Origin of the sequence: Bradyrhizobium sp. HKCCYLRH2060 (assembly GCF_051168135.1) — a bacterium.
Taxonomy (GTDB): Bacteria; Pseudomonadota; Alphaproteobacteria; order Rhizobiales; family Xanthobacteraceae; genus Bradyrhizobium.
Map to the genome: position 1 here is coordinate 88,686 of NZ_JBNPUK010000018.1, position 19,279 is coordinate 107,964.

Sequence of the window (19,279 nt, forward strand, 5' to 3'; positions counted from 1 at the left end):
AACACGGAGGACACCACCATGGCAAAATTCGACCAGAACGATTCGAGCGTCGTCGTCATCATCGGCTCGGGGGCCGGCGGCGGCACGCTCGGGAACGAGCTCGCCCAGAAGGGCATCAAGGTCGTCATACTGGAGGCCGGCAATCGCTACGAGATTCCGGACTTCATCAATGACGAATGGGAGAGCTTCACCCAGCTCGCCTGGACCGACATGCGCACGACCTCGGGCACTTGGCGTGTCGCCAAGGACTTCGCCAATTTGCCGGCCTGGATTGTCAAGGCGGTCGGCGGCTCGACCGTGCACTGGGCCGGCGCCTCGCTGCGCTTCGACGAGCACGAGTTCAAGGCCCGCACCACCTATGGCGGCGTCCCCGGCTCGAGCCTCATGGACTGGCCGGTGACGCTCGCCGAGATGGAGCCGTGGTACGCCAAGGCCGAGTTCAAGATGGGCGTGACCCGCACCAACGACATTCCCGGCCTGCCCGGCAACAACAATTTCAAGGTGCTCGAAGCCGGCGCCCGCAAGCTCGGCTACAAGACCGTGCACACCGGCAACATGGCGATCAACTCGCAGCCGCGCGACGGCCGCGGCTCGTGCCAGCAGATCGGCTTCTGCTTCCAGGGCTGCAAGTCCGGTGCGAAATGGTCGACGCTCTACACGGAGATTCCGAAGGGCGAGGCCACCGGCAATCTCGAAGTGCGATCCGGCAGCATGGCGATCAAGATCGAGCATGACGCCTCCGGCAAGGTGACCGGCGTGGTCTATGCCGACAGCCAGGGCAAGATGCAGCTGCAGAAGGCCCGCATCGTCGCGGTCGCCGGCAATTCGATCGAGAGCCCGCGCCTCCTGCTCAACAGCGCCTCGAACATGTTCCCGGATGGCCTCGCCAACTCCTCCGGCCAGGTCGGGCGCAACTACATGCGGCACATGACCGGCAGCGTCTATGCGACGTTCGAAAACCCGGTGCACATGTATCGCGGCACCACGATGGCTGGCATCGTGCGCGACGAGGCGGCGTTCAATCCGAAGCGCGGCTTCGTCGGCGGCTATGAGATGGAGACGCTGTCGCTCGGCCTGCCGTTCATGGCGGCGTTCCTCAACCCCGGCGCCTGGGGCCGCAGCTTCACCGCGGCGATGGAGACCTATCCGCGCATGGCCGGCATGTGGCTGGTCGGCGAGGACATGCCGCAGGAGACCAACCGCATCACGCTCGATCCGGTCGCCAAGGACAAGTTCGGCATGCCCGTGGCGTCGGTGCATTTCGACGACCACCCCAACGACGTCGCGATGCGCGCCCACGCCTACAAGCAAGGCTCGGCGATCTACGAAGCGGTCGGCGCCACCGTGACCTACCCGACCACGCCCTATCCCTCGACGCACAATCTCGGCACCAACCGGATGAGCGAGAAGGCCAAGGACGGCGTCGTCAACAAGTTCGGCCAGACCCACGACATCAAGAACCTGTTCGTGTCGGACGGCAGTCAGTTCACGACCGGTGCGGCGTGCAATCCGACGCTGACCATCGTGGCGCTGGCGATCCGCCAGGCCGACTACATCGCCGGAGCGATGCAGAAGAAGGAGATCTGATTAGCAACGCGTGATGGGTGCGCACCTCACCCGCCGCGAATGCAGTCAGCGCCTCCCCCGCTTGCGGGGGAGGTCGCATCGCATCGAAGATGCGATGCGGGTGGGGGAACGCTCCACAAAGACTGCCCATGAAGCGCGCGCAGGAAAGACTGCCCGTGTGGCGCCCCCACCCCCGCCCTCCCCGCAGGCGGGGGAGGGAGACGAGACAGCAGACGCGTGGCTACTCCGCCGCGTCCATGATCGCCGCCGGCGCGCGAAAATCCGGCACCGCGGCGGTCGCCTTCGCCCGATAGATCAGGCAGGAGCAGCGCAGCAGCGAGGCGAAATTCCTCACCTCGCCGTGGTGGTCGAGCACCTCGGCGTACAGCGTGGTCACGAACTTCGCGAGGCTCATGCCTTCCTTGGCGGCGATCTCCTCGAGCGTGTCCCAGAACGCCATTTCGAGCCGGATCGACGTGCTATGGCCGCCGATCCGCAAACTACGGGTCTGCGACTCATAATCGCGCTGAGGCTGGTGTGCGAACAGATGGCACATGGTCTTCCTCCGGCTGATCGTTATTTTTGCGAAACGATATACTGGCCCCGCCCGCCTCACAATCCCGTTGGAGAAGGTTGCTTTTCTCTGCCGCAGCGCATGAAAAAAGCTATTCTCGTCCCACATTTGCAGCGTGGCCGCCGCAGCGCCGCGCGCCTTCAAGATCCAAGCCAGCCAGCTTTCAAGTTCGTTCGCACCATGCCCGTCCGCCAGCTCCCCGAACAGATCGTCAACCGCATCGCCGCCGGCGAGGTGGTCGAGCGGCCGGCGAGCGTGGTCAAGGAGCTGGTCGAGAACGCCATCGATGCCGGCGCCAGCCGCATCGACATCTTCACCGACGGCGGCGGGCGGCGGAAGATCGCCATATCAGACGATGGTGGCGGCATGACTGCGGCCGATCTCGCGCTCGCGGTCGAGCGCCACGCCACCTCCAAGCTCGACGACGAGGATCTGCTGCAGATCCGCACGCTCGGCTTTCGCGGCGAGGCGCTGCCCTCGATCGGCTCGGTGGCGCGGCTGTCGATCACGACGCGACACAAAAGCGAGCCGCACGCCTGGGCGCTTCAAGTCGATTGCGGCGACAAGTCCCCGATCGTGCCGGCCGCGCTGAACCAAGGCACCCGCGTCGAGGTCACCGACCTCTTCCACGCCACGCCGGCGCGGCTGAAGTTCCTCAAGACCGACCGCACCGAGGCCGAGGCGATCCGCGAGGTGGTGCGGCGGCTGGCGATGGCGCGGCCCGACATCGCCTTCACCCTCGCCGGCGAGGAGCGCGCGCCGGTGACCTGGGCCGCCGCGCTGCCCGGCCCGCCGGGCCAATTGACGCGGCTCGGCGACATCCTCGGCGCCGACTTCCGCAGCCATGCGATCGCGGTGCGCAGCGAGCGCGATCACGTTGTCGTCGAAGGCTTCGCCGCGGCGCCGGCGCTGACGCGCGCCAATGCGCTCGGCCAGTATCTGTTCGTCAATGGCCGCCCGGTGCGCGACAAGCTGATCCTCGGCGCGGTGCGCGCCGCCTATGCCGACTATCTGCCGCGTGACCGGCATCCGTTGGTGGCGCTGTTTGTGACGCTCGATCCGCGCGAGGTCGACGCCAACGTGCATCCGGCCAAGACCGAGGTGCGCTTCCGCAATGCCGGCCTGGTGCGCGCGCTGATCATCCACGCGCTGAAGGAAGGTCTCGCCCGCGAAGGCCGCCGCACCGCGGCCAATGACGGCGGCGCGACCATCGCCGCATTCCGCCCGGCGTTCGCGCCGCCGCGACCCAACGTCGGTCCGATGAACTGGGACTGGCAGCGCTCGCCGTCGGCGCCGGTGATGCCGCATTTCGGCGGCTCCTTCCCTGCGGCGGCGCCCTCACCAGATCTCGGGTCGTTCGGGCTTGCGGAATCCTCTCAAGCGGCGTTCGACGTCGGCGGCCCGCGCGCCGACGTTCGGCTGCACGAGCAGCCGGCGACGCCTGACCTGCTCGACCGTCCGCTCGGCGCCGCGCGCACCCAGATCCATGACACCTACATCGTTGCACAGACCCGGGACGGCCTCGTCATCGTCGACCAGCACGCCGCGCATGAGCGCATCGTCTATGAGCGGCTCAAGGCCTCGCTGGCGGCGCATGGCGTGCAGCGGCAGATCCTGCTGATCCCGGACATCGTCGAGCTCGACGAAGCCACCGTCGAGTCACTGCTCGCGCGCACCGATGAGCTGGCCTCGTTCGGCCTCGCGATCGAGTCCTTCGGCCCCGGCGCCGTCGCCGTGCGCGAGACGCCATCGCTGCTCGGCAAGATCAATGCCGCAGGCTTGCTGCGCGACCTCGCCGAGCACATGGAGGAATGGGGCGAGGCGCTGCCGCTGGAGCGCCGCCTGATGCACGTCGCAGCCACCATGGCCTGCCACGGCTCGGTCCGCGCCGGCCGCCGCCTCAAGCCAGAAGAGATGAATGCGCTGCTCCGCGAGATGGAGGACACGCCGAACTCGGGCCAGTGCAATCACGGCCGCCCGACCTATGTCGAGCTGAAGCTCGCGGATGTCGAGAAGCTGTTTGGGAGGAGATAGCGGCTACGATTGAGGCCACGACGATAGCTACAAATCCGGTGTCGTCCCGGACAAGCCACCGGCGGCGCGTAGCGCCGTCCGGCGGCGCCGATCCGGGACCCATACGCCGCAGCAGCAGTCAGGGACATGAACGACGTTACGAGCAGCCAGCCTCCCAACGCAATCCTGTGGCTATGGGCCTCTGCGTTCGCAGGGGCGACAGCGAGCGAGGATCAGGACCGGCGCAGGAACACGAACTCCGTGTCGTCGTAAGCGCGGCGCTCGAGCTCTTCGAACCCCTCGGGCGCCTTGAACGCGGCAGCCTTGGACTCCTCGACCACGAGCAGCGCCGATGGCACGAGCCAGCCGCCGTCGCGCAGCGAGGCCAGCGCCTTCTCGGCCAAGCCCTTGCCATAGGGCGGATCGAGGAACACCAGCGAGAACGGCTCGACCGGATGCGCCGGTCCGAGATCGGTGGCGTCGCGGCGGTAGACCTTGGTGACGCCGCCGAGCCCGAGCGATTCGACATTGTTGCGCAGCAGCGCCCTTGCCTCGGCGCCGTTGTCGACGAACAGCGTGAACGCCGCGCCGCGCGAGGTCGCCTCGATGCCGAGCGCGCCGGTGCCGGCAAACAAATCGAGCACGCGTGCGCCCTCGATCGGATCCTCGTAGGCGTGGACGAGGATGTTGAACAGCGCCTCGCGCAGCCGGTCCTGCGTCGGCCGGATGTCACGCGACGCAGGCGAAGCGATGTTGCGGCCCTTCAGCCGTCCACCGACGACACGCATCGCAACACCCTACTCGTCATCCTGCGGCGTGATATCGCGCTTGCCGTGATAGCCGCGCTTCGGCCGCCGCGGCGGACCGGGGGAACGCGCCTCGGCTTCGTGGCGCTCGCGCGCTTCCTCGCTGCCGGTACGCTGGACGAGCACGCGGCGGCCCTTGCGGTCGGCGACGACCTCGCGCTTCGGCTTGGGCTTCGGGTCCGGCAACGGCTCGCGATTGCCCTTGCCCGCAGGACCGAGATCAGCACCCGACTGCGCAATGACCTTCTCGCCGAGCTGCTCGCGCAGCACCCGCGTCTTGACTTCCTGCACCTCGCCCTCGGGCAGCTCCAGCAGCTGGAACGGACCGTAGGAGACGCGGATCAGGCGATTCACTTCGAGGCCGAGATGCGCGAGCACGTTGCGAACCTCGCGGTTCTTGCCCTCGCGGATCGCGACGACGAGCCAGACATTGGCGCCCTGATCGCGCTCCAAGGTCGCTTCGATCGGGCCGTATTTGACGCCGTCAACCTCGACGCCCGCGGCGAGCTGATCGAGCTGCGCCTGTGTGATCTCGCCATGGGCGCGGACGCGATAGCGCCGCGTCCAGCCGGTGTCCGGCAATTCCAGCACGCGCGCGAGGCCGCCGTCATTGGTGAGCAGCAAGAGCCCTTCGGTGTTGAAGTCGAGTCGGCCGATCGAGATCAGCCGTGGCAGGCCCTCGGGCAGATTGTCGAACACCGTCGGCCGCCCCTCGGGGTCGCTGTGCGTCGTCATCAGCCCGCGCGGCTTGTGATACAGAAACAGCCGCGTGCGCTCGCGCTCCGGCAGCGGCGCGCCGTCGACCTGGATCACGTCATTCTCGGTGACATCGAGCGCGGGGGAGTTGATGACGCGGCCGTTCACCGTCACGCGGCCCTGCGTGACCATCTCCTCGGCGTCGCGGCGCGAGGCGAGGCCGGCGCGGGCCAGCACCTTGGCGATGCGCTCGCCGGCCTTCTTCGGTGCGGCCGGCTCGGCGGCAACGCGGGCGCTGCGCTTGTCGGTCTCGGGCTTGCGCTCGCGATAGGCGCCGCGGCCGCCGAACGCCGGACGCTTGGCGAAGACCTTGCTGTCGTCTTCATTGTCGCGGCGCGGCCGCTCGGAGAAGCCGTCGCGGCCACGGCGTTCGCTGCGCGGATGCTCCTGCCAGTCGGTGCGCCCCTCGGGACGGCGCGGCCGGTCGAAGCTGCGCTCCTCGCCCCGATCCCGCGGGCGGTCGAACTTCGGCTTGTCGAATTTGGGCCTGTCGAATTTCGGACGATCCTCGCTGCTGCGCTGGGTGCGCGGGCGATCGAAGCTGCGGCCGCCTTCGCGCGGCGGACGCGGGCTGCGTTCCGGGCGATCGCCATCCGCGCCGCGCTTCTGCCACGGCTTGCTCTCGCCGCGCGAGGGACGGTCGCCAAACTCCTTGCGCGGCCCGCGCGCGCCGGCACCGAACTTGCGCTCGCCCCGATCGCCTTCAGCGCCGCGAGAGAACTTGCGCTCTCCGCCAAACTTGCGCTCAGGGCGATCGCCGGTCCGCGGCGGACGGTCGCCGAAGCTGCGCTCGGTGGGCGGCCGGTCGCCGCGATCACGCGCGCCCTCGCCGCGTGGCGTATAGGGGCGTTTCTCACCATCGCGCTCCCGCGGAGCGTAGGGCTTGCGCTCGCCGAACTTGCGCTCGGACGATCGCCCCGCCGGACGAGCCTCGTCGCGACCGGCGCGCGGCGTATAGGGACGCTTCTCGCCGCCCCGCTCGTCGCGATCGAATTTCGGCCGGTCGCCACGCGGCTTGAAGGCGCGCTTCTCGCCATCGCCCGACCGCGCCGGGCGAGCGGCATAGGGCCGATCGCCGCGCGGCCGCTCATCGCGGTTGAAGCGCGGCTTGTCGCCAAAGGATTTGCGCGGCGCATCGCCGTCGTCGCGGCGGCGCGGGGCGCGGCCCTCGTCGAAGGAGCGCTTGCCCCGGCCACCCGCTTCCTTGTCGCCGAAGCCGCGCTTGGCGAACTTCTTTTCCGGCCCACGTGCGGCGCCCGAGCGTCCTTTGCCGCCCTCGGACCGCCCCCGCGGGGCGCCGCCACGGCGGCCGCGGGAATCGTTGTCTTTGTCGGTGGTGCGGGGCATGAAGGTCTCACTTCGAGGTGCAGGACGACGCGTGAACCGCGCGCTTCTGAAGCAGCGCATGTCACGCAGGAAATCGGGGTCCGGTTGTGCTGAAGGGCGATCCAGTAGCAGACTTGGGCGGGCGTGACGAGCCATGAACAGCCCTTCTTTCATGGATTTGGCGCTGAAAGCGGCCGAATCGGCCGCAATTTCCGGCGAGGTGCCGATCGGCTGCGTCGTTGTCCGTGACAACGCGGTCATCGCCACCGCCGCCAACCGCACTTTGACCGACCACGATCCGACCGCGCATGCCGAGATCCTGGCACTGCGGCAGGCGGCCCAGGTCGTCGGCAGCGAGCGGCTGGTCGAGTGCGACCTCTACGTCACGCTCGAGCCGTGCACGATGTGCGCTGGCGCGATCTCCTTCGCGCGCATCCGACGGCTGTATTACGGGGCCGCCGATCCGAAGGGCGGTGCGGTCGAGTCGGGTGTGCGCTTTTTCACGGCGCCGACCTGCCATCACGCCCCGGAGGTCTATTCGGCGGTGGGCGAGCAGCAGGCGGCGCAGATGCTGAAGGAGTTCTTCAAGGCGCGGCGGTGAGGCCTATGCAGCCGCCTCCTTGCGCAGCGCGCGAAAGCTCATGCGAACCGGGAGGCTGGAGACGCCGCTCATGAAGGGCGACCGCACCCGGCGCACCCGCCCGGCGAGTTCGATCCGTTCGGTCCGGCGCAGCAGCTCCGCAAATAGCGCCCGCATCTGCATCCGCGCCAGCTGCAGTCCCATGCAGATGTGCGGACCACGGCCGAAGGCGATGTGCGGGTTCGGACTGCGATCGATCCGGAACGCGCCGGCGTCGTCGAACACGGTCTCGTCGCGATTGGCCGAATGGAAGAACAAGGCCAGCGCATCGCCTTCGCGAATGCGTTGCCCCCCGACCTCGGTGTCGCAGACCGCGGTGCGCATGAAGTGCCGCACCGGCGAGGTCCAGCGCAGGATTTCCTCGATCGCCGGATCGAGCAGCTCGGGTTCGGCCCGCAGCCGCACCATCTGCTCGGGCGCCGCGAGCAGCGCCGCCAGGCCGCCCGCCAATGCGAGCGCCGTCGTATCGTGGCCCGCCGTGACCAGCAGGATGAAGTAGGAGATCAGCTCGTAATGCGGCATTGCCGCGCCATGCGGCGCGGCATGCGCAATCAGGCTGGCGAGATCGTCGCGCGGTCGGGCGCGCCGGTCGGCCACGACGGCTTCGAAATAATCGCGCAGCGCCAGCATGGCCATCCGCATCGTATCGCCCGGCGCCTCGGCGAGACGGCGCCGCGGATCCTCGGCGCCCACGAAGGCCTGGGCGAGCCGCGCAAGCCGGGCATCGTCGGCCTCCGGCGTGCCCAGCATGCGGCCGATCACCCGGAAGGTGAAGGGCAGCGCCACGTCGCCTGCGAAGTCGCAACTGGCGCCGCGCGCGGAAACCCGGTCGATGATCTCGGCGGCCCATTGCGACAGCCATGTCTCCATCTCGCGCAAGACCGGCGGCGCAAAGGCGCCTTGGATGATGCCGCGATAAACGCCGTGATCCGGCGGATCCATCTCGGTCAGGCTGCGCACGAGTTGCGGCTTGCCGGTGACACGCTGCAGCACGGCCTCGGAGGTCTCGCTGGCGAGATAGGTGCGCGGGCCCGCGGCAAACTCATTGCTCCGTGTCTCGATCGAGACAATGTCGGTATAGCGCGTGACCGCCCGGAACGGACGAACGCCCGAGCGTTCAACCCAATGCAGCGGCGCGCGCTGGCGCAGCAGCGCACAGGCGCGTTCCAGCCGCGTTGGATCGGCGTGACCTCGCGAGGAGATCAGCACGTCCACAGCACGCTCGACGGCGGCGCTGCGGCGATCTGTCTGCGAGGATAGCGACGGAACAGCCGACATCAGTGCGAGAGCCCTGCTTGCGATGGGGCGGCATGAGTCAGGCGGCGCACCAGGAGCGTGAACTCCTTCATCCCGTAGTTGCCGATGACCTCGACGGCCGCCGCAAACTCCTGCTCGCAGTGGGTGGCCCAAACGTCCGGCGTAGTGCGATACAGGCGCGCCTTGGCGGGATCGCCGTCCTGCTCCTCATCAGCGGCCGCTCGCATGAAATTGACGGCAAAGCCGCGCCGGCTGGTCGCGAACATGCGCTGCAACATGGCTTTGATGTAGCCTTCCCAGGCGTCGCGCGAATAGCCGACGTTGACGTTCATGATGCCCGAGGCGACCGAATAGTCGGCGATGCGCGGGCTCTCCGACGCGACGACGAAGCGCCGCAAGGGGGCGGCAAAGCGGCGCCGCGCCCGGCTGATCATGGCGCGGGACAGGTCGATGCCGAGATAGTCAATCTCACAGGACGCAAAACGCGATTCAAGAAACGGCACCAGCGCGCCATAGCCGCAACCGATGTCATTGAGGCTGAACGGCGCCGACACGTCGCACAGCTTCATCAGTTGCACGAAGCGCAGGCCCTGCGTCGCCTCGCACGACCAGTCAACGCCGCGCGGCGTTGCGCCGTGACGCGCAACGCAGGCAGAGTAATAGGCATCGACGTCCGCCTGGATCAAGCCGAGGCTCGGAACGTCCTTCGCCGTGCGTGTGGCAGATCTGGCGCTCACTGCATGCTGAGCTCTCGAGCGCGCCGCTCCCGCACCGTCTTTGCAATCTGCTGTCGCACGACGCGGCCGGGCGTCGTCGGAATCGACACGATGACGTGCACGTCGGACGCGAAGACGACAGGCCGTCCACGAGAGACAGTGACGCGCGGATCATCGGCGGCCGAATGACAGACGAGCGAGATCGGCAACGGCGCGCCCGATTCCAGATCCTCCTTGAAAGCCTCGACGACTCGATCGTGACCATTTACGCCGTCGCGGTCCGAAGGATAGGTCTTGAGATGATCCAGGAATTTGTACCAGCGACGGCGCTCATTCCAGTCGGCAGGCACGATGCCAAGCAAGGTGAACGAGCGCTGCAGGCCATGCTCGGCAGAAAAGATCCCGAACTCGCGCTGCAACTCGGCCATCTCCGGCACCGCGTCAGCCTCGAACCGCTTGTTGAACTGAACCACGACGTCGAGCGTCGTGCTGTCCTTCATCATCGCTCCCATAACGGCTTCCTCCCGATAGCGCAGAATGCACCGGTGTCATGGTGCCTTCTTTTCTCCGGACCATCAAGGACGATCTGCCGCCAAAGGGGACAGCGAAGCTGAACGGCGCAAGGCAGCGCTCAGCTTCGCACGCACACCAGCACCGAACCGGGTCGGTGATCGCTCGAGACGGCGCGGCGCGATAGACATCGACGTCAGAACAGGGGAATCGAGCAAAGAGCCTCGTCTCCGAAGACGACCCTCGTGGTCGCCTCACTTCTTGCGTTTTTCGACCCGCCTCGCCCGTGCGGTCTCAGCGGCCTGCTTGCGTGCCTCACGACCGGGCGTCGTCGGGATAGAGATAATGACGTGCTTGTCGAGGGAGAAAACGATCGGACGTCCTTCCGACACGGTGACACGGGGATCCTCTGCCGCAGAGTGACAGACGATCGAGACCGGCAGCGGCTTTTCGCACTCCAGATCATCCTTGAACGCCTGGATCACACGATCATGGCCGTTCACGCTGGCGATGTCCGATGGATACGTCTTCAGAAACTCGAGAAACTTGTACCAGCGCCGCCGCTCGGACCAGTCGGCAGGCACGATTCCGAGCAAAGCAAAGGACTGCTGTAGACTATGCCTCAGCGAGAAGACCCCGAACTCCCGTTGCAGCTCGACCATTTCGGGCAAGGCATCTGCATCGAACCGTTTGTTGAGCTGCACGATAATATCAAGGGTAGTACTGTCTTTAATCATTACCCCCATTGTAACCCCCAAATCTGAAAAAGCCGGAATTCAACGAATCGACAATGCATGCATCATTGCATTGCTTCAAGATGCAATTGCAGTTTCTGAACTAATGAACGCAGACAGAACGCACCGGAGACATTCATGAGATGTCCTATCTGCTCAAGAAGTCCCGCAGCCTGCTCGTTCCTGCCGGCTCCGGCAAGAGCAAGGCCCAGAACGGTCGTCGCGTAACACTCCGCCACTCGATCCGTCTTTCGCTTGGCTACAAGGATCGCCTGTTTGCTGGCCTCGATGGCGGCATCGAAGTCGTCACTCCGGTAAAGCAGATCGGCATTTATGGCGGCCATGCGCGCCTCGAGCTCGAGCCCCGTCCTTGCGGCCCGAGCGGCTTCGATCGCGCCAACCATCTCATTCGTCGCGTCGGCGAATCGACCGGTCAAAGCCTGTTCGAGGCTTGCGCAGAGCAAGGTGAGCACGCGGATGTAGGGAATGCCGGATGTTTCAGCGAGATCGGAAACTCGCCTTGCGTGCTCGCGCGCAAGGCTCTGGTCTTCGACCATCCATGCCAGCTCCACGAGGTTGAAGTGCGGGACGAACTGGAGCACCGGTGCGACCTCGGATGAAGGCTGCTGCACCAACTCGAGAAGCTCGCTGCGAGCATCCTCGATCTGGCCGAGATGAGCCATTGCGCGCGCCCTGATGCATCTCACCCAATAGCTGACGTCAAAGCCGAGAATCTGGTTCGGGTTCAAACCAAGCGTGACGTGACTGTCGAAGCCGGCCTGGCTTGCCATTGCAGCGATGGCTGTATTGGCCGCCGAGAGCGCCTCGTTCATCCGTCCCGAATGTGTGTATGCCTGCGCCAGCATGGCGTTGACGGTCGCGTAGCGGCCAACATCCCCCTCGCCCGAGGTCAGCTTGATGGCGTTCTGCGCCAGGTCGACGTAGTCATCGGCCGCTCCCGTCGAAGCGAGCACGCGGCCATAAGCGCCGATCAACAACGGCTCATGCGCCTTGTCGGAGGAGCGGGCAAATCTCAACGCTTCTTCAGCAAAAGGCTTGACCTCTTCGGCCGAGATGCCTTCGCGCCAGCCGAAGTTCAGGATCTGGCCGCTGGCCAGCGCACGCAGGCGGTCGACGCGCTCCGATTGCGGCAGCGCCTGCAGCAGGGAGCGGATCTTCTTCCACAGCCGCAGCGCCTCCGCCGTGTTGGTGCGGCCGATCCAGCGCGCCGCGCGCTGCAGATGCTCGACCGCCTGCATGGTCTGGCCGGCGAACTCATAGTGCGAGGCGATCAGGGCGGCGAATTCGTCCTGCGTCCCCCAATCGAGCGCCTCGATCGCCTTGGCCACGGCAGCGTGGATCGTGCTCAGCCGGGACCGCAGCTGCATCGCATAGGCGACCTCCTGGATCAGCGGATGGCGAAAGGCGAGCACGCCCATGTCGAACGGCGGCAGATCGTAGAGAAGATCGGCCTGCCTGAGCTGAGCGAGCGCATCGAACAGCTCTGCGTCATCGATGCCGGTTACGGGCTTGAGCACCGCCAGCGCGACCGATCGGCCGATCACGGCCGCTGCTTCCAGCACGTTCTTGGCAGATTCGCCGAGACGATCGATGCGCGCGGCCACGACCGCATGCACGGTCGGCGGCAGTGGAATCGGTCCGATGCCACCCTTGAGACGGTAGGCGCCGCGCTCACCCTCGAAGCCGCCGCTTTCGGAAACGGCGCTGGCAAGCTCCTCGAGGAAGAACGGATTGCCCTGCGCGCGCTCGACGATGTCGCGCGCCAGCACCTCGAGCGAAGGATCGTCACCGAACACCCCGCGTAGCAGCTCGCTTGCCTCCTCGGAGGCAAGCGGGACGATGTGCAGTTCGTGAAATGGGGCCTGCTGCATGAAGGAGGCGGCGAAACCCGGCCTGTAGTTCACGACCAGCAGTGTCTTGGTCCCGACCGTGGCCTCCGCGAGCGCCTCGACGAATTCCTCGCTGGCCTCGTCGACCCAATGCAGGTCCTCGATCGTGATCACCATGGCGCCGTCGGCGGGCGCCGCACGGAACAGCGTCTTGAACACGTTCAGCAGACGGGTCTTGAACACGCCGGGATCGAGCCGGAGCGCCGGCCGTGCCGGATCGGCGAGATTCATGAAGTCCAGGAGCAGGACCAGCGCCGTGTCGGGCATGGCAATGGCTTCGAGCCGGTCGACCACGCGCTGGCGCGACACCTCCACCGGCTCCTTCGGCCGGATGCCGAAGAAGTCGCGCAGCAATTCGAGCACCGGCTGGAACGGGGTGGCGCGGCCATGTGCCAGCACGCGCGCCTCGTAGACGCGAATGCCCTGGCGGCGACAGTGCTCGGCGAACTCGAAGCACAGCCGGCTCTTGCCGATGCCGGCCTCACCCACAATGCCGACGACAGCGCCGCGGGCGGCCAGGACGTCGTCGAGCTCGCGCTCGAGCACCGCGAGCTGAGCATTGCGCCCGATCAGCGGCAACAGGCGCTGGCCGCTGCGGAAGACGTCGCTCGCCGGCGCACTGAGGCGGCCGATCAGCTTGTAGATCGACACCGGCGAGGCAATGCCGCGCAGCGCGTGGGTGCCGAGCGGCTCGGCTTCGACGAACTGCCTGGCGCCGGTGTAGGTCTCCTTGCTGATTAGGATGGTGCCGGCCTCGGCCATGTGCTCCAGACGATTGGCGAGATGGACGTTGGCGCCGGCCGCGTCGTAGGTCTGGTACATGCTGTTCTCGACGACCTGGACGATCACCTCGCCGGTGTGCAGCCCGACCCGGACCTGCAAATGCGGGTCGGCGAGGCGCGCGATGGAGTCCTGCATCGCCAGCGCGCCGAGGCAGCCGCGAACCGCATGATCCTCATGCGGCACCGGCGCTCCGAACAGGGCCATGACGCCGTCGCCCTGCGTCTTGTTGACGACGCCGTCATAGCGGTGGACCGCCTCCTTCATGAGGTTGAGCACCGGATCGAGCCGCTGCATCGCGAGCTCGGGATCGCCGAGGCTGTCGATCAGCTGGGTGGAATCGCGGATGTCGGCGAACAGGATGGTGAGACGCTTGCGTTCTCCACCCTTGCTGCTCAGGGTCCTCAGGACGCGCTGCGCCGCCTGGTCGGGCGGAGCCAGCCGGCCGGGCAACGGCGCGCCGCATTGGCCGCAGAAGCGATTCGACGGACTGTTGGTCTGGTTGCACGCCTCACATCTGAGGCTGAGCGGCTCGCCGCACCGGTCGCACGAGGCTCTCCCTGGCTGATTCTGCCTGCCGCACCGCGCGCATTCCATGGCCCCTCCGTTCCACGGCGGAACTGATTCATCCCATCAAGGCATGAGTCTATGGAACTGCCACAATTCGCACGGGAAAAATAGCCTTGCGGGGCCGACTGCGGCGATCACGATGCTCAGCCCTGACCGCTTTCCTGCGCCACCGCCTGCCAGGCAATGTCGCGCCGGCAGAAGCCGTCGGCCCATTTGATGCGGTCGACGGCCTGATAGGCCCGCGCCTGAGCCTCGGTGACGGTCTTGCCCGACGCGCAGACATTGAGGACGCGCCCGCCATTGGCGAGAATGGCGCCGTCCTTTGTCACCGTACCGGCGTGGAAGATCTCGACGCCCTCGATCCTCGCGGCGTCGTCGAGCCCCTCGATGACACCGCCCTTGGCGTAGTCGCCGGGATAGCCCTTCGCGGCCATGACAACGGTGACGGCAGCCTCGGGAAACCAGCGCAGGTCGAAATTCTTCAACTGCCCGTCGCAGGCGGCCAGCATGGCGGGCACGAGATCCGACATCATCCGCAGCATCAGCACCTGACATTCCGGATCGCCAAAGCGGACATTGTATTCGAACAGCTTCGGCCCCTGGGCCGTCAGCATCAGGCCGGCATAGAGAATGCCCTTGAAGGGTGTGCCCCGGGCATTCATCCCGGCAATGGTCGGCTGAATGATCTGATTCATGATCTTGTCATGAATCTCCTGCGTCACGAACGGCGTCGGCGAATACGCGCCCATGCCGCCGGTGTTCGGTCCCTGGTCGTGATCGAACACCCGCTTGTGGTCCTGGGCGGAGGCGAGCGGAATCGCGGTCTCACCGTCGCACAACGCGAAGAACGACACCTCCCGACCTTCGAGAAACTCCTCGATGACGACCTCGGTGCCGGCAACGCCAAAGCCGCCCTCGAACATCATCTTGATGGCGTCCTCGGCCTCGGCAACCGTCTTGGCGACGACGACGCCCTTGCCGGCCGCCAACCCGTCCGCCTTGACGACGATCGGAGCGCCGTGCTCGCGGACGTAGGCGAGCGCCTCCGGAGCGTTGTCGAAGCGGGAATAGGCGCCGGTCGGGATATCGTATTCGGCGCAGAGATCCTTGGTGTATCCCTTGGAGCCCTCGAGCTTGGCGGCGAGCCTCGACGGGCCGAACGCCTTGATGCCCGCCGCCTCGAGATCATCGACGATTCCGGCGGCGAGCGGCGTCTCGGGGCCGACCACCACCAGGTCCACCTTGTTCGCCCGGCAGAAGGCGATCACCGCCGCATGATCGGCGACGTCGAGCGCGACACATTCGGCCTCCTTGGCGATCCCGGCATTGCCGGGCGCGCACCACAGCTTGGTGAGCAGCGGCGAGCCGGCGATCTTCCAGGCGAGCGCGTGCTCGCGGCCGCCGGAACCAAGGAGCAGAATGTTCATCGTCGATGCCGTCGCAGAGGGGTGGGCCAATTTGGACGCCCCAATTGCCCGGCCCTCGCAACGGAGTCAAATCATGGCTCAGGCGGCTTCGCGGCGGCCCCGGCAATGATGCCCTGCAGGTTCGCGACATAGCGGGCGAAGGCCGCACGGCCGGCCGCGGTCGCCGTCACCGTGGTCTGCGGCTTCTTGCCGACGAAGGCCTTGTCCACGGCGACGTAGCCGGCGCGCGCCAGCGTGTCGATGTGAGCGCCGAGATTACCGTCGGTGGCGCCGGTCAGCTTCTTCAGCCGGACGAATTCCAGCCCGGCCCCGGCCGGCAGGGCATTCAGCGCCGCCATGATCCTCAGCCGCAGCGGCTGGTGGATGATCTCGTCGAGCTCCGCCAAGCCGTCAGCTCCGCCGCATCCATAGGCCGCCGAGAACCAGGCCGCCGCCATTGACGAACGCCATCCACAACGGGAAAGCCGCGCCGATGAAGAGATAGCCGACCAGGGTCAACGCGGTCACACAGAGACCGAAGATCGTGAACACGATGCCGAACCACAATCCGGCCAGGCCATAGAACAGCATGAAATAGACCGGCCAGAACGCGCCCATCTCGCGCGGTCCGAAATGGCCGATCGCCTCGACGAAGAAACCGAAGGCGAAGAACATGACGAAGGCGAGCACCGCCCTGACATCGAAGCTGCGCACGCCGGAGCGCGCTTTCTCCGCCGCGCCCAACACCACCGATCCGGCGAGGCCGAGGACATAGACCGTCAGCCAAGCCTTGGCCGCGTGGACCGGCGTGAGATAGGTCACGAGATTGCCGACGAAGACGAGAACGCCCCAGAGCATCATCAGCAGGCTCGACAGCCGATAGATCTGCGACTGCCGCACGCGCTTCATCACATCCTCGATGTCGCCGAGCGCCCGCGCGGCTTCCAGGCTGTCGATCATGCGGTTTGAACCTCTAGCGCTTAGCCACGTCTTCGGCGATCGCGCTCACCGCCTGCGGCGCCGACACGATCTCCATGTGATTGACGCCCGCGATCAGCTTCACGTCAACGCCGCGCGCGACGGCGTGCACCGCATCTGCATATTTGTCGGCGAGCATCAGCTCGTCATCGGCGCCGGCGATAACGGTCACCGGGTGCTTCGCCGCGGCGAGATCGACCTTGTAGCCCCGGGTCGCGAAATTTCGGAACAGCCGGTAGCTGTAGGTCGGCGCCAGGAATTTCTCCGAGTTCGGCCTGACAGCAAAGGCCAGCACGGGCAGTGCCTCGCAACACGGCATACCGATGCGCCTGAGCATGCCGAGCGCCAGGATGCGCGGAATGTCGGGACCGGCCCAGCCGCCCGAATTCTCACGGTTGGTCGGCGCATCGTAGCCGAGATAGGGCGACAGCAGCACGGTGCGCGTGAACAGGTCCTGGATCCGGGCGCTCGCCGCGCGCAGCGCAAAGCCGCCGCCTGCGGAATGGCCGAGCAGGACGATCGGCTCGGTCGGGATCGACCTCCTGAGCTCGGCGACGAGGTCGGCCAGATCGTCTTCGAGCTGTCCGAGATAGCCGATGTCGCCGCGGGTGCCGGAGCCGCCATGGCCGCGAATGTCGGGCGCGAAGGTCTCGATGCCGCGCGCCGCCAAAGCATCGGCGAGGGCATGCACGGCGACGCTGGAGCCGGAGGAGCCGTGGACGACGATCGCGACCTTGCCGACAGCCGCCCCGCTCGCCGGGTAATGGCGATAGGCCAGCTCGGTGCCATCGCGGGCACTGAAGCGCTGCAGCCCTGGCATGGTGCTGCGGTCGACCCGTCCGGCCGTCTCCGAGATCGACTTGAGCTCGGGCGGGCGCGCAAGCGGCGTCGCGATCATCGCGGCCAGAACCAAAGCGAGCACGCCGACGAGGCAGAGCGCTCCTCCTAGGGCCCGAAACAGGACCTTCGCACCGCGTCGCATGCTCTCCTCCACTCACCCAATTTATAGAGTACTCTATATAACAGAGTTATCGAAAAGACAACGGCTTGATTGGCGGCGGACGCGGAAAGCCCCTACCTTGGCTGCTGCTCCCCGAACCGAATCAGCCAGCGATGCCGCCTGCGGAAGCCTTGCCCAACGCGCCCGAATTCACCGTCACCGAGCTGTCCTCGGCGCTGAAGCGCACGGTCGAGGACCAGTTCGGCCATGTCCGGGTGCGCGGCGAAATCACCGGCTTTCGCGGGCCGCATTCCTCGGGGCATTGCTATTTCGCGCTCAAGGACGAGAGCGCCAAGATCGAGGCGGTGATCTGGAAGGGCGTGCATGGCCGCATGCGCTTCAAGCCCCAGGAAGGGCTCGAGGTGATCGCCACCGGCAAGCTCACCACCTATCCCAACTCATCGAAGTACCAGATCGTCATCGAGGCGCTGGAGCCGGCCGGGATCGGCGCGCTGATGGCGCTGATGGAGGAGCGCAAGCGGAAGCTCGGGGCCGAGGGGCTGTTCGATCCCGCGCGCAAGCAATTGCTGCCGTGGCTTCCCGAGGTGATCGGCGTCGTCACCTCGCCGACCGGCGCCGTCATCCGCGACATCCTGCACCGGCTCGAGGACCGCTTTCCCCGGCGCGTGCTGGTCTGGCCCGTGAAGGTACAGGGCGAGGGCTCGGCCGAGCAGGTCGCCGCCGCGATCCACGGCTTCAACGCCTTGCCCGAGGGCGGTCCGATCCCGCGGCCCGACGTGCTGATCGTCGCGCGCGGTGGCGGCTCGCTGGAGGACCTGTGGTCGTTCAACGAGGAGATCGTGGTCCGCGCCGCGGCCGAGAGCATGATCCCGCTGATCTCGGCGGTCGGCCACGAGACCGACGTGACCTTGATCGATTTCGCCGCGGACAAACGTGCGCCGACTCCGACAGCAGCCGCGGAAATGGCGGTGCCGGTGCGCAGCGAGCTGATGCAGGAGGTCGCAAGCCTCGCGCGCCGTGTCAGCGTCTGCTGGCAGCGTGGCCAGGAGAGCCGCCGCAACGAGCTGCGCGCCGCCGCGCGCGCTCTGCCCGGCGCCGGAGATCTGCTCGCCATTCCCAGGCAGCGGCTGGATTCGGCGGCCGCCAGCCTGCCGCGCGCGCTGAAGACCAACACGCATGTGCACTTCCGCCAGTTCGCGGCGGCGAGCGCCAAGCTCACTCTGCGCGTGCTGCACGCGCAGATCGCGCAATCGCGCCATCGCCTGATCGCGTCGTCCGAACGGCTGTCGCTGTCGTCGCGCGGCCAGTTGCACCGGCGGCGCGAGCGGTTCGAGGCGCTCGATGCCCGCTTCAAGGCCTCTCGGCAGGCCTATGCGCAGGCCAAGCGCCAGGCCATCGGTCGCGAGCGCGACCGAACCGAACGTCTGGCCGAGCGGGCCCGGCGCGCGTTGCTGACCCAGCTTCAGCGCCTGTCGGCCCGCGTCGGCCAGAACGAAAAGCTCCTCACCGCCCTGTCCTATCGCAGCGTGCTGGCGCGTGGCTTTGCGCTGGTGCGTGACGAGGCCGGCCACCCGCTGCACCATGCCGCGAGCATCGGTCCCGGCGCCGCGCTCTCGATCGAATTTGCGGACGGCAAGGTCGCGGCCACGGCGGGCGCGGACCGCCCGCTTCCGCCGGCAGCGCCGTCATCGCCGAAACCTGCGCGCGAGGCCAAGCCTTCGGCAGCGAAGCGCATGCCCGATCCCGCCGATCAAGGCAGCCTGTTCTGATCGGTTC

The 19,279-nt window shown here is 66.9% G+C and carries 16 protein-coding genes; 4 read left to right on the plus strand and 12 right to left on the minus strand.

Annotated features, from left to right (window positions below):
* Positions 1–18: 18 nt before the first annotated feature.
* On the plus strand, positions 19–1,587 hold the full coding sequence (locus tag ACQR10_RS27895) for a GMC family oxidoreductase (protein WP_316236853.1): 1,569 nt from the start codon (positions 19–21) through the stop codon (positions 1,585–1,587).
* 220 nt (positions 1,588–1,807) lie between these two features.
* Here ACQR10_RS27895 and ACQR10_RS27900 read toward each other — a convergent pair whose 3' ends face one another.
* Positions 1,808–2,122 carry a ribbon-helix-helix domain-containing protein gene (locus ACQR10_RS27900; RefSeq protein WP_316217224.1) on the minus strand — a complete coding sequence of 105 codons (315 nt, stop codon included), beginning with the start codon at positions 2,120–2,122 and terminating at the stop codon, positions 1,808–1,810.
* A gap of 198 nt (positions 2,123–2,320) precedes the next feature.
* Here ACQR10_RS27900 and mutL point away from each other — a divergent pair, with 198 nt between their 5' ends.
* On the plus strand, positions 2,321–4,174 hold the full coding sequence (gene mutL, locus ACQR10_RS27905; protein ID WP_316217120.1) for a DNA mismatch repair endonuclease MutL: 1,854 nt from the start codon (positions 2,321–2,323) through the stop codon (positions 4,172–4,174).
* A gap of 212 nt (positions 4,175–4,386) precedes the next feature.
* Here mutL and rsmD read toward each other — a convergent pair whose 3' ends face one another.
* Entirely contained in the window at positions 4,387–4,941 is a 555-nt protein-coding gene (rsmD, locus tag ACQR10_RS27910; protein ID WP_316179448.1) for a 16S rRNA (guanine(966)-N(2))-methyltransferase RsmD, read from the minus strand.
* A gap of 9 nt (positions 4,942–4,950) precedes the next feature.
* Positions 4,951–7,062 carry a pseudouridine synthase gene (locus ACQR10_RS27915; protein ID WP_434863869.1) on the minus strand — a complete coding sequence of 704 codons (2,112 nt, stop codon included), beginning with the start codon at positions 7,060–7,062 and terminating at the stop codon, positions 4,951–4,953.
* A 133-nt stretch (positions 7,063–7,195) separates the two neighbouring features.
* On the opposite strand from ACQR10_RS27915, the gene tadA reads away from it, so the two are divergent.
* Positions 7,196–7,642, plus strand: coding sequence for a tRNA adenosine(34) deaminase TadA (tadA, locus tag ACQR10_RS27920; protein ID WP_434863868.1), 447 nt, complete (start codon positions 7,196–7,198; stop codon positions 7,640–7,642).
* A gap of 3 nt (positions 7,643–7,645) precedes the next feature.
* Here tadA and ACQR10_RS27925 read toward each other — a convergent pair whose 3' ends face one another.
* The 9 genes from ACQR10_RS27925 to ACQR10_RS27965 all read right to left on the minus strand — a co-directional run bounded on the left by ACQR10_RS27925 (position 7,646) and on the right by ACQR10_RS27965 (position 17,524).
* The gene (locus ACQR10_RS27925; RefSeq protein ID WP_316217122.1) at positions 7,646–8,959 is read right to left on the minus strand and encodes a cytochrome P450; all 1,314 of its coding nucleotides are present in this window, start codon (positions 8,957–8,959) and stop codon (positions 7,646–7,648) included.
* On the minus strand, positions 8,959–9,675 hold the full coding sequence (locus tag ACQR10_RS27930) for a class I SAM-dependent methyltransferase (RefSeq protein ID WP_316217123.1): 717 nt from the start codon (positions 9,673–9,675) through the stop codon (positions 8,959–8,961). Before ACQR10_RS27930 ends, ACQR10_RS27925 begins: the two co-directional genes overlap by 1 nt.
* Positions 9,672–10,127, minus strand: coding sequence for a hypothetical protein (locus tag ACQR10_RS27935; protein ID WP_316217124.1), 456 nt, complete (start codon positions 10,125–10,127; stop codon positions 9,672–9,674). Before ACQR10_RS27935 ends, ACQR10_RS27930 begins: the two co-directional genes overlap by 4 nt.
* A 291-nt stretch (positions 10,128–10,418) precedes the next feature.
* Complete coding sequence (locus tag ACQR10_RS27940; RefSeq protein WP_315801927.1) at positions 10,419–10,868, minus strand: hypothetical protein; 450 nt, start codon at positions 10,866–10,868, stop codon at positions 10,419–10,421.
* 95 nt (positions 10,869–10,963) lie between these two features.
* Positions 10,964–14,185: an adenylate/guanylate cyclase domain-containing protein gene (locus ACQR10_RS27945; protein WP_316217125.1), complete on the minus strand. Its 3,222-nt coding sequence runs from the start codon at positions 14,183–14,185 to the stop codon at positions 10,964–10,966.
* Positions 14,186–14,301: 116 nt separating this feature from the next.
* On the minus strand, positions 14,302–15,585 hold the full coding sequence (purD, locus tag ACQR10_RS27950) for a phosphoribosylamine--glycine ligase (RefSeq protein ID WP_316217126.1): 1,284 nt from the start codon (positions 15,583–15,585) through the stop codon (positions 14,302–14,304).
* Between the two features lie 71 nt (positions 15,586–15,656).
* The gene (locus ACQR10_RS27955) at positions 15,657–15,971 is read right to left on the minus strand and encodes a transcriptional regulator (RefSeq protein ID WP_316217127.1); all 315 of its coding nucleotides are present in this window, start codon (positions 15,969–15,971) and stop codon (positions 15,657–15,659) included.
* Positions 15,972–15,975: 4 nt separating this feature from the next.
* A complete protein-coding gene (locus ACQR10_RS27960; RefSeq protein WP_434848808.1) occupies positions 15,976–16,524 on the minus strand; it encodes a hypothetical protein in 549 nt (182 codons plus the stop codon).
* A 13-nt stretch (positions 16,525–16,537) separates the two neighbouring features.
* A complete protein-coding gene (locus ACQR10_RS27965; RefSeq protein WP_434912136.1) occupies positions 16,538–17,524 on the minus strand; it encodes an alpha/beta hydrolase in 987 nt (328 codons plus the stop codon).
* Between the two features lie 131 nt (positions 17,525–17,655).
* Here ACQR10_RS27965 and xseA point away from each other — a divergent pair, with 131 nt between their 5' ends.
* Positions 17,656–19,272 carry an exodeoxyribonuclease VII large subunit gene (gene xseA / locus ACQR10_RS27970; RefSeq protein WP_316217130.1) on the plus strand — a complete coding sequence of 539 codons (1,617 nt, stop codon included), beginning with the start codon at positions 17,656–17,658 and terminating at the stop codon, positions 19,270–19,272.
* Positions 19,273–19,279: the final 7 nt, after the last annotated feature.

Coding starts and splice junctions, on each gene's coding strand:
- ACQR10_RS27895 (WP_316236853.1), top strand. CDS start 19: ATGGCAAAATTCGACCAGAACGATTCGAGCGTCGTCGTCATCATCGGC.
- ACQR10_RS27900 (WP_316217224.1), bottom strand. CDS start 2,122: ATGTGCCATCTGTTCGCACACCAGCCTCAGCGCGATTATGAGTCGCAG.
- mutL (WP_316217120.1), top strand. CDS start 2,321: ATGCCCGTCCGCCAGCTCCCCGAACAGATCGTCAACCGCATCGCCGCC.
- rsmD (WP_316179448.1), bottom strand. CDS start 4,941: ATGCGTGTCGTCGGTGGACGGCTGAAGGGCCGCAACATCGCTTCGCCT.
- ACQR10_RS27915 (WP_434863869.1), bottom strand. CDS start 7,062: ATGCCCCGCACCACCGACAAAGACAACGATTCCCGCGGCCGCCGTGGC.
- tadA (WP_434863868.1), top strand. CDS start 7,196: ATGAACAGCCCTTCTTTCATGGATTTGGCGCTGAAAGCGGCCGAATCG.
- ACQR10_RS27925 (WP_316217122.1), bottom strand. CDS start 8,959: ATGTCGGCTGTTCCGTCGCTATCCTCGCAGACAGATCGCCGCAGCGCC.
- ACQR10_RS27945 (WP_316217125.1), bottom strand. CDS start 14,185: ATGGAATGCGCGCGGTGCGGCAGGCAGAATCAGCCAGGGAGAGCCTCG.
- purD (WP_316217126.1), bottom strand. CDS start 15,585: ATGAACATTCTGCTCCTTGGTTCCGGCGGCCGCGAGCACGCGCTCGCC.
- ACQR10_RS27960 (WP_434848808.1), bottom strand. CDS start 16,524: ATGATCGACAGCCTGGAAGCCGCGCGGGCGCTCGGCGACATCGAGGAT.
- ACQR10_RS27965 (WP_434912136.1), bottom strand. CDS start 17,524: ATGCGACGCGGTGCGAAGGTCCTGTTTCGGGCCCTAGGAGGAGCGCTC.
- xseA (WP_316217130.1), top strand. CDS start 17,656: ATGCCGCCTGCGGAAGCCTTGCCCAACGCGCCCGAATTCACCGTCACC.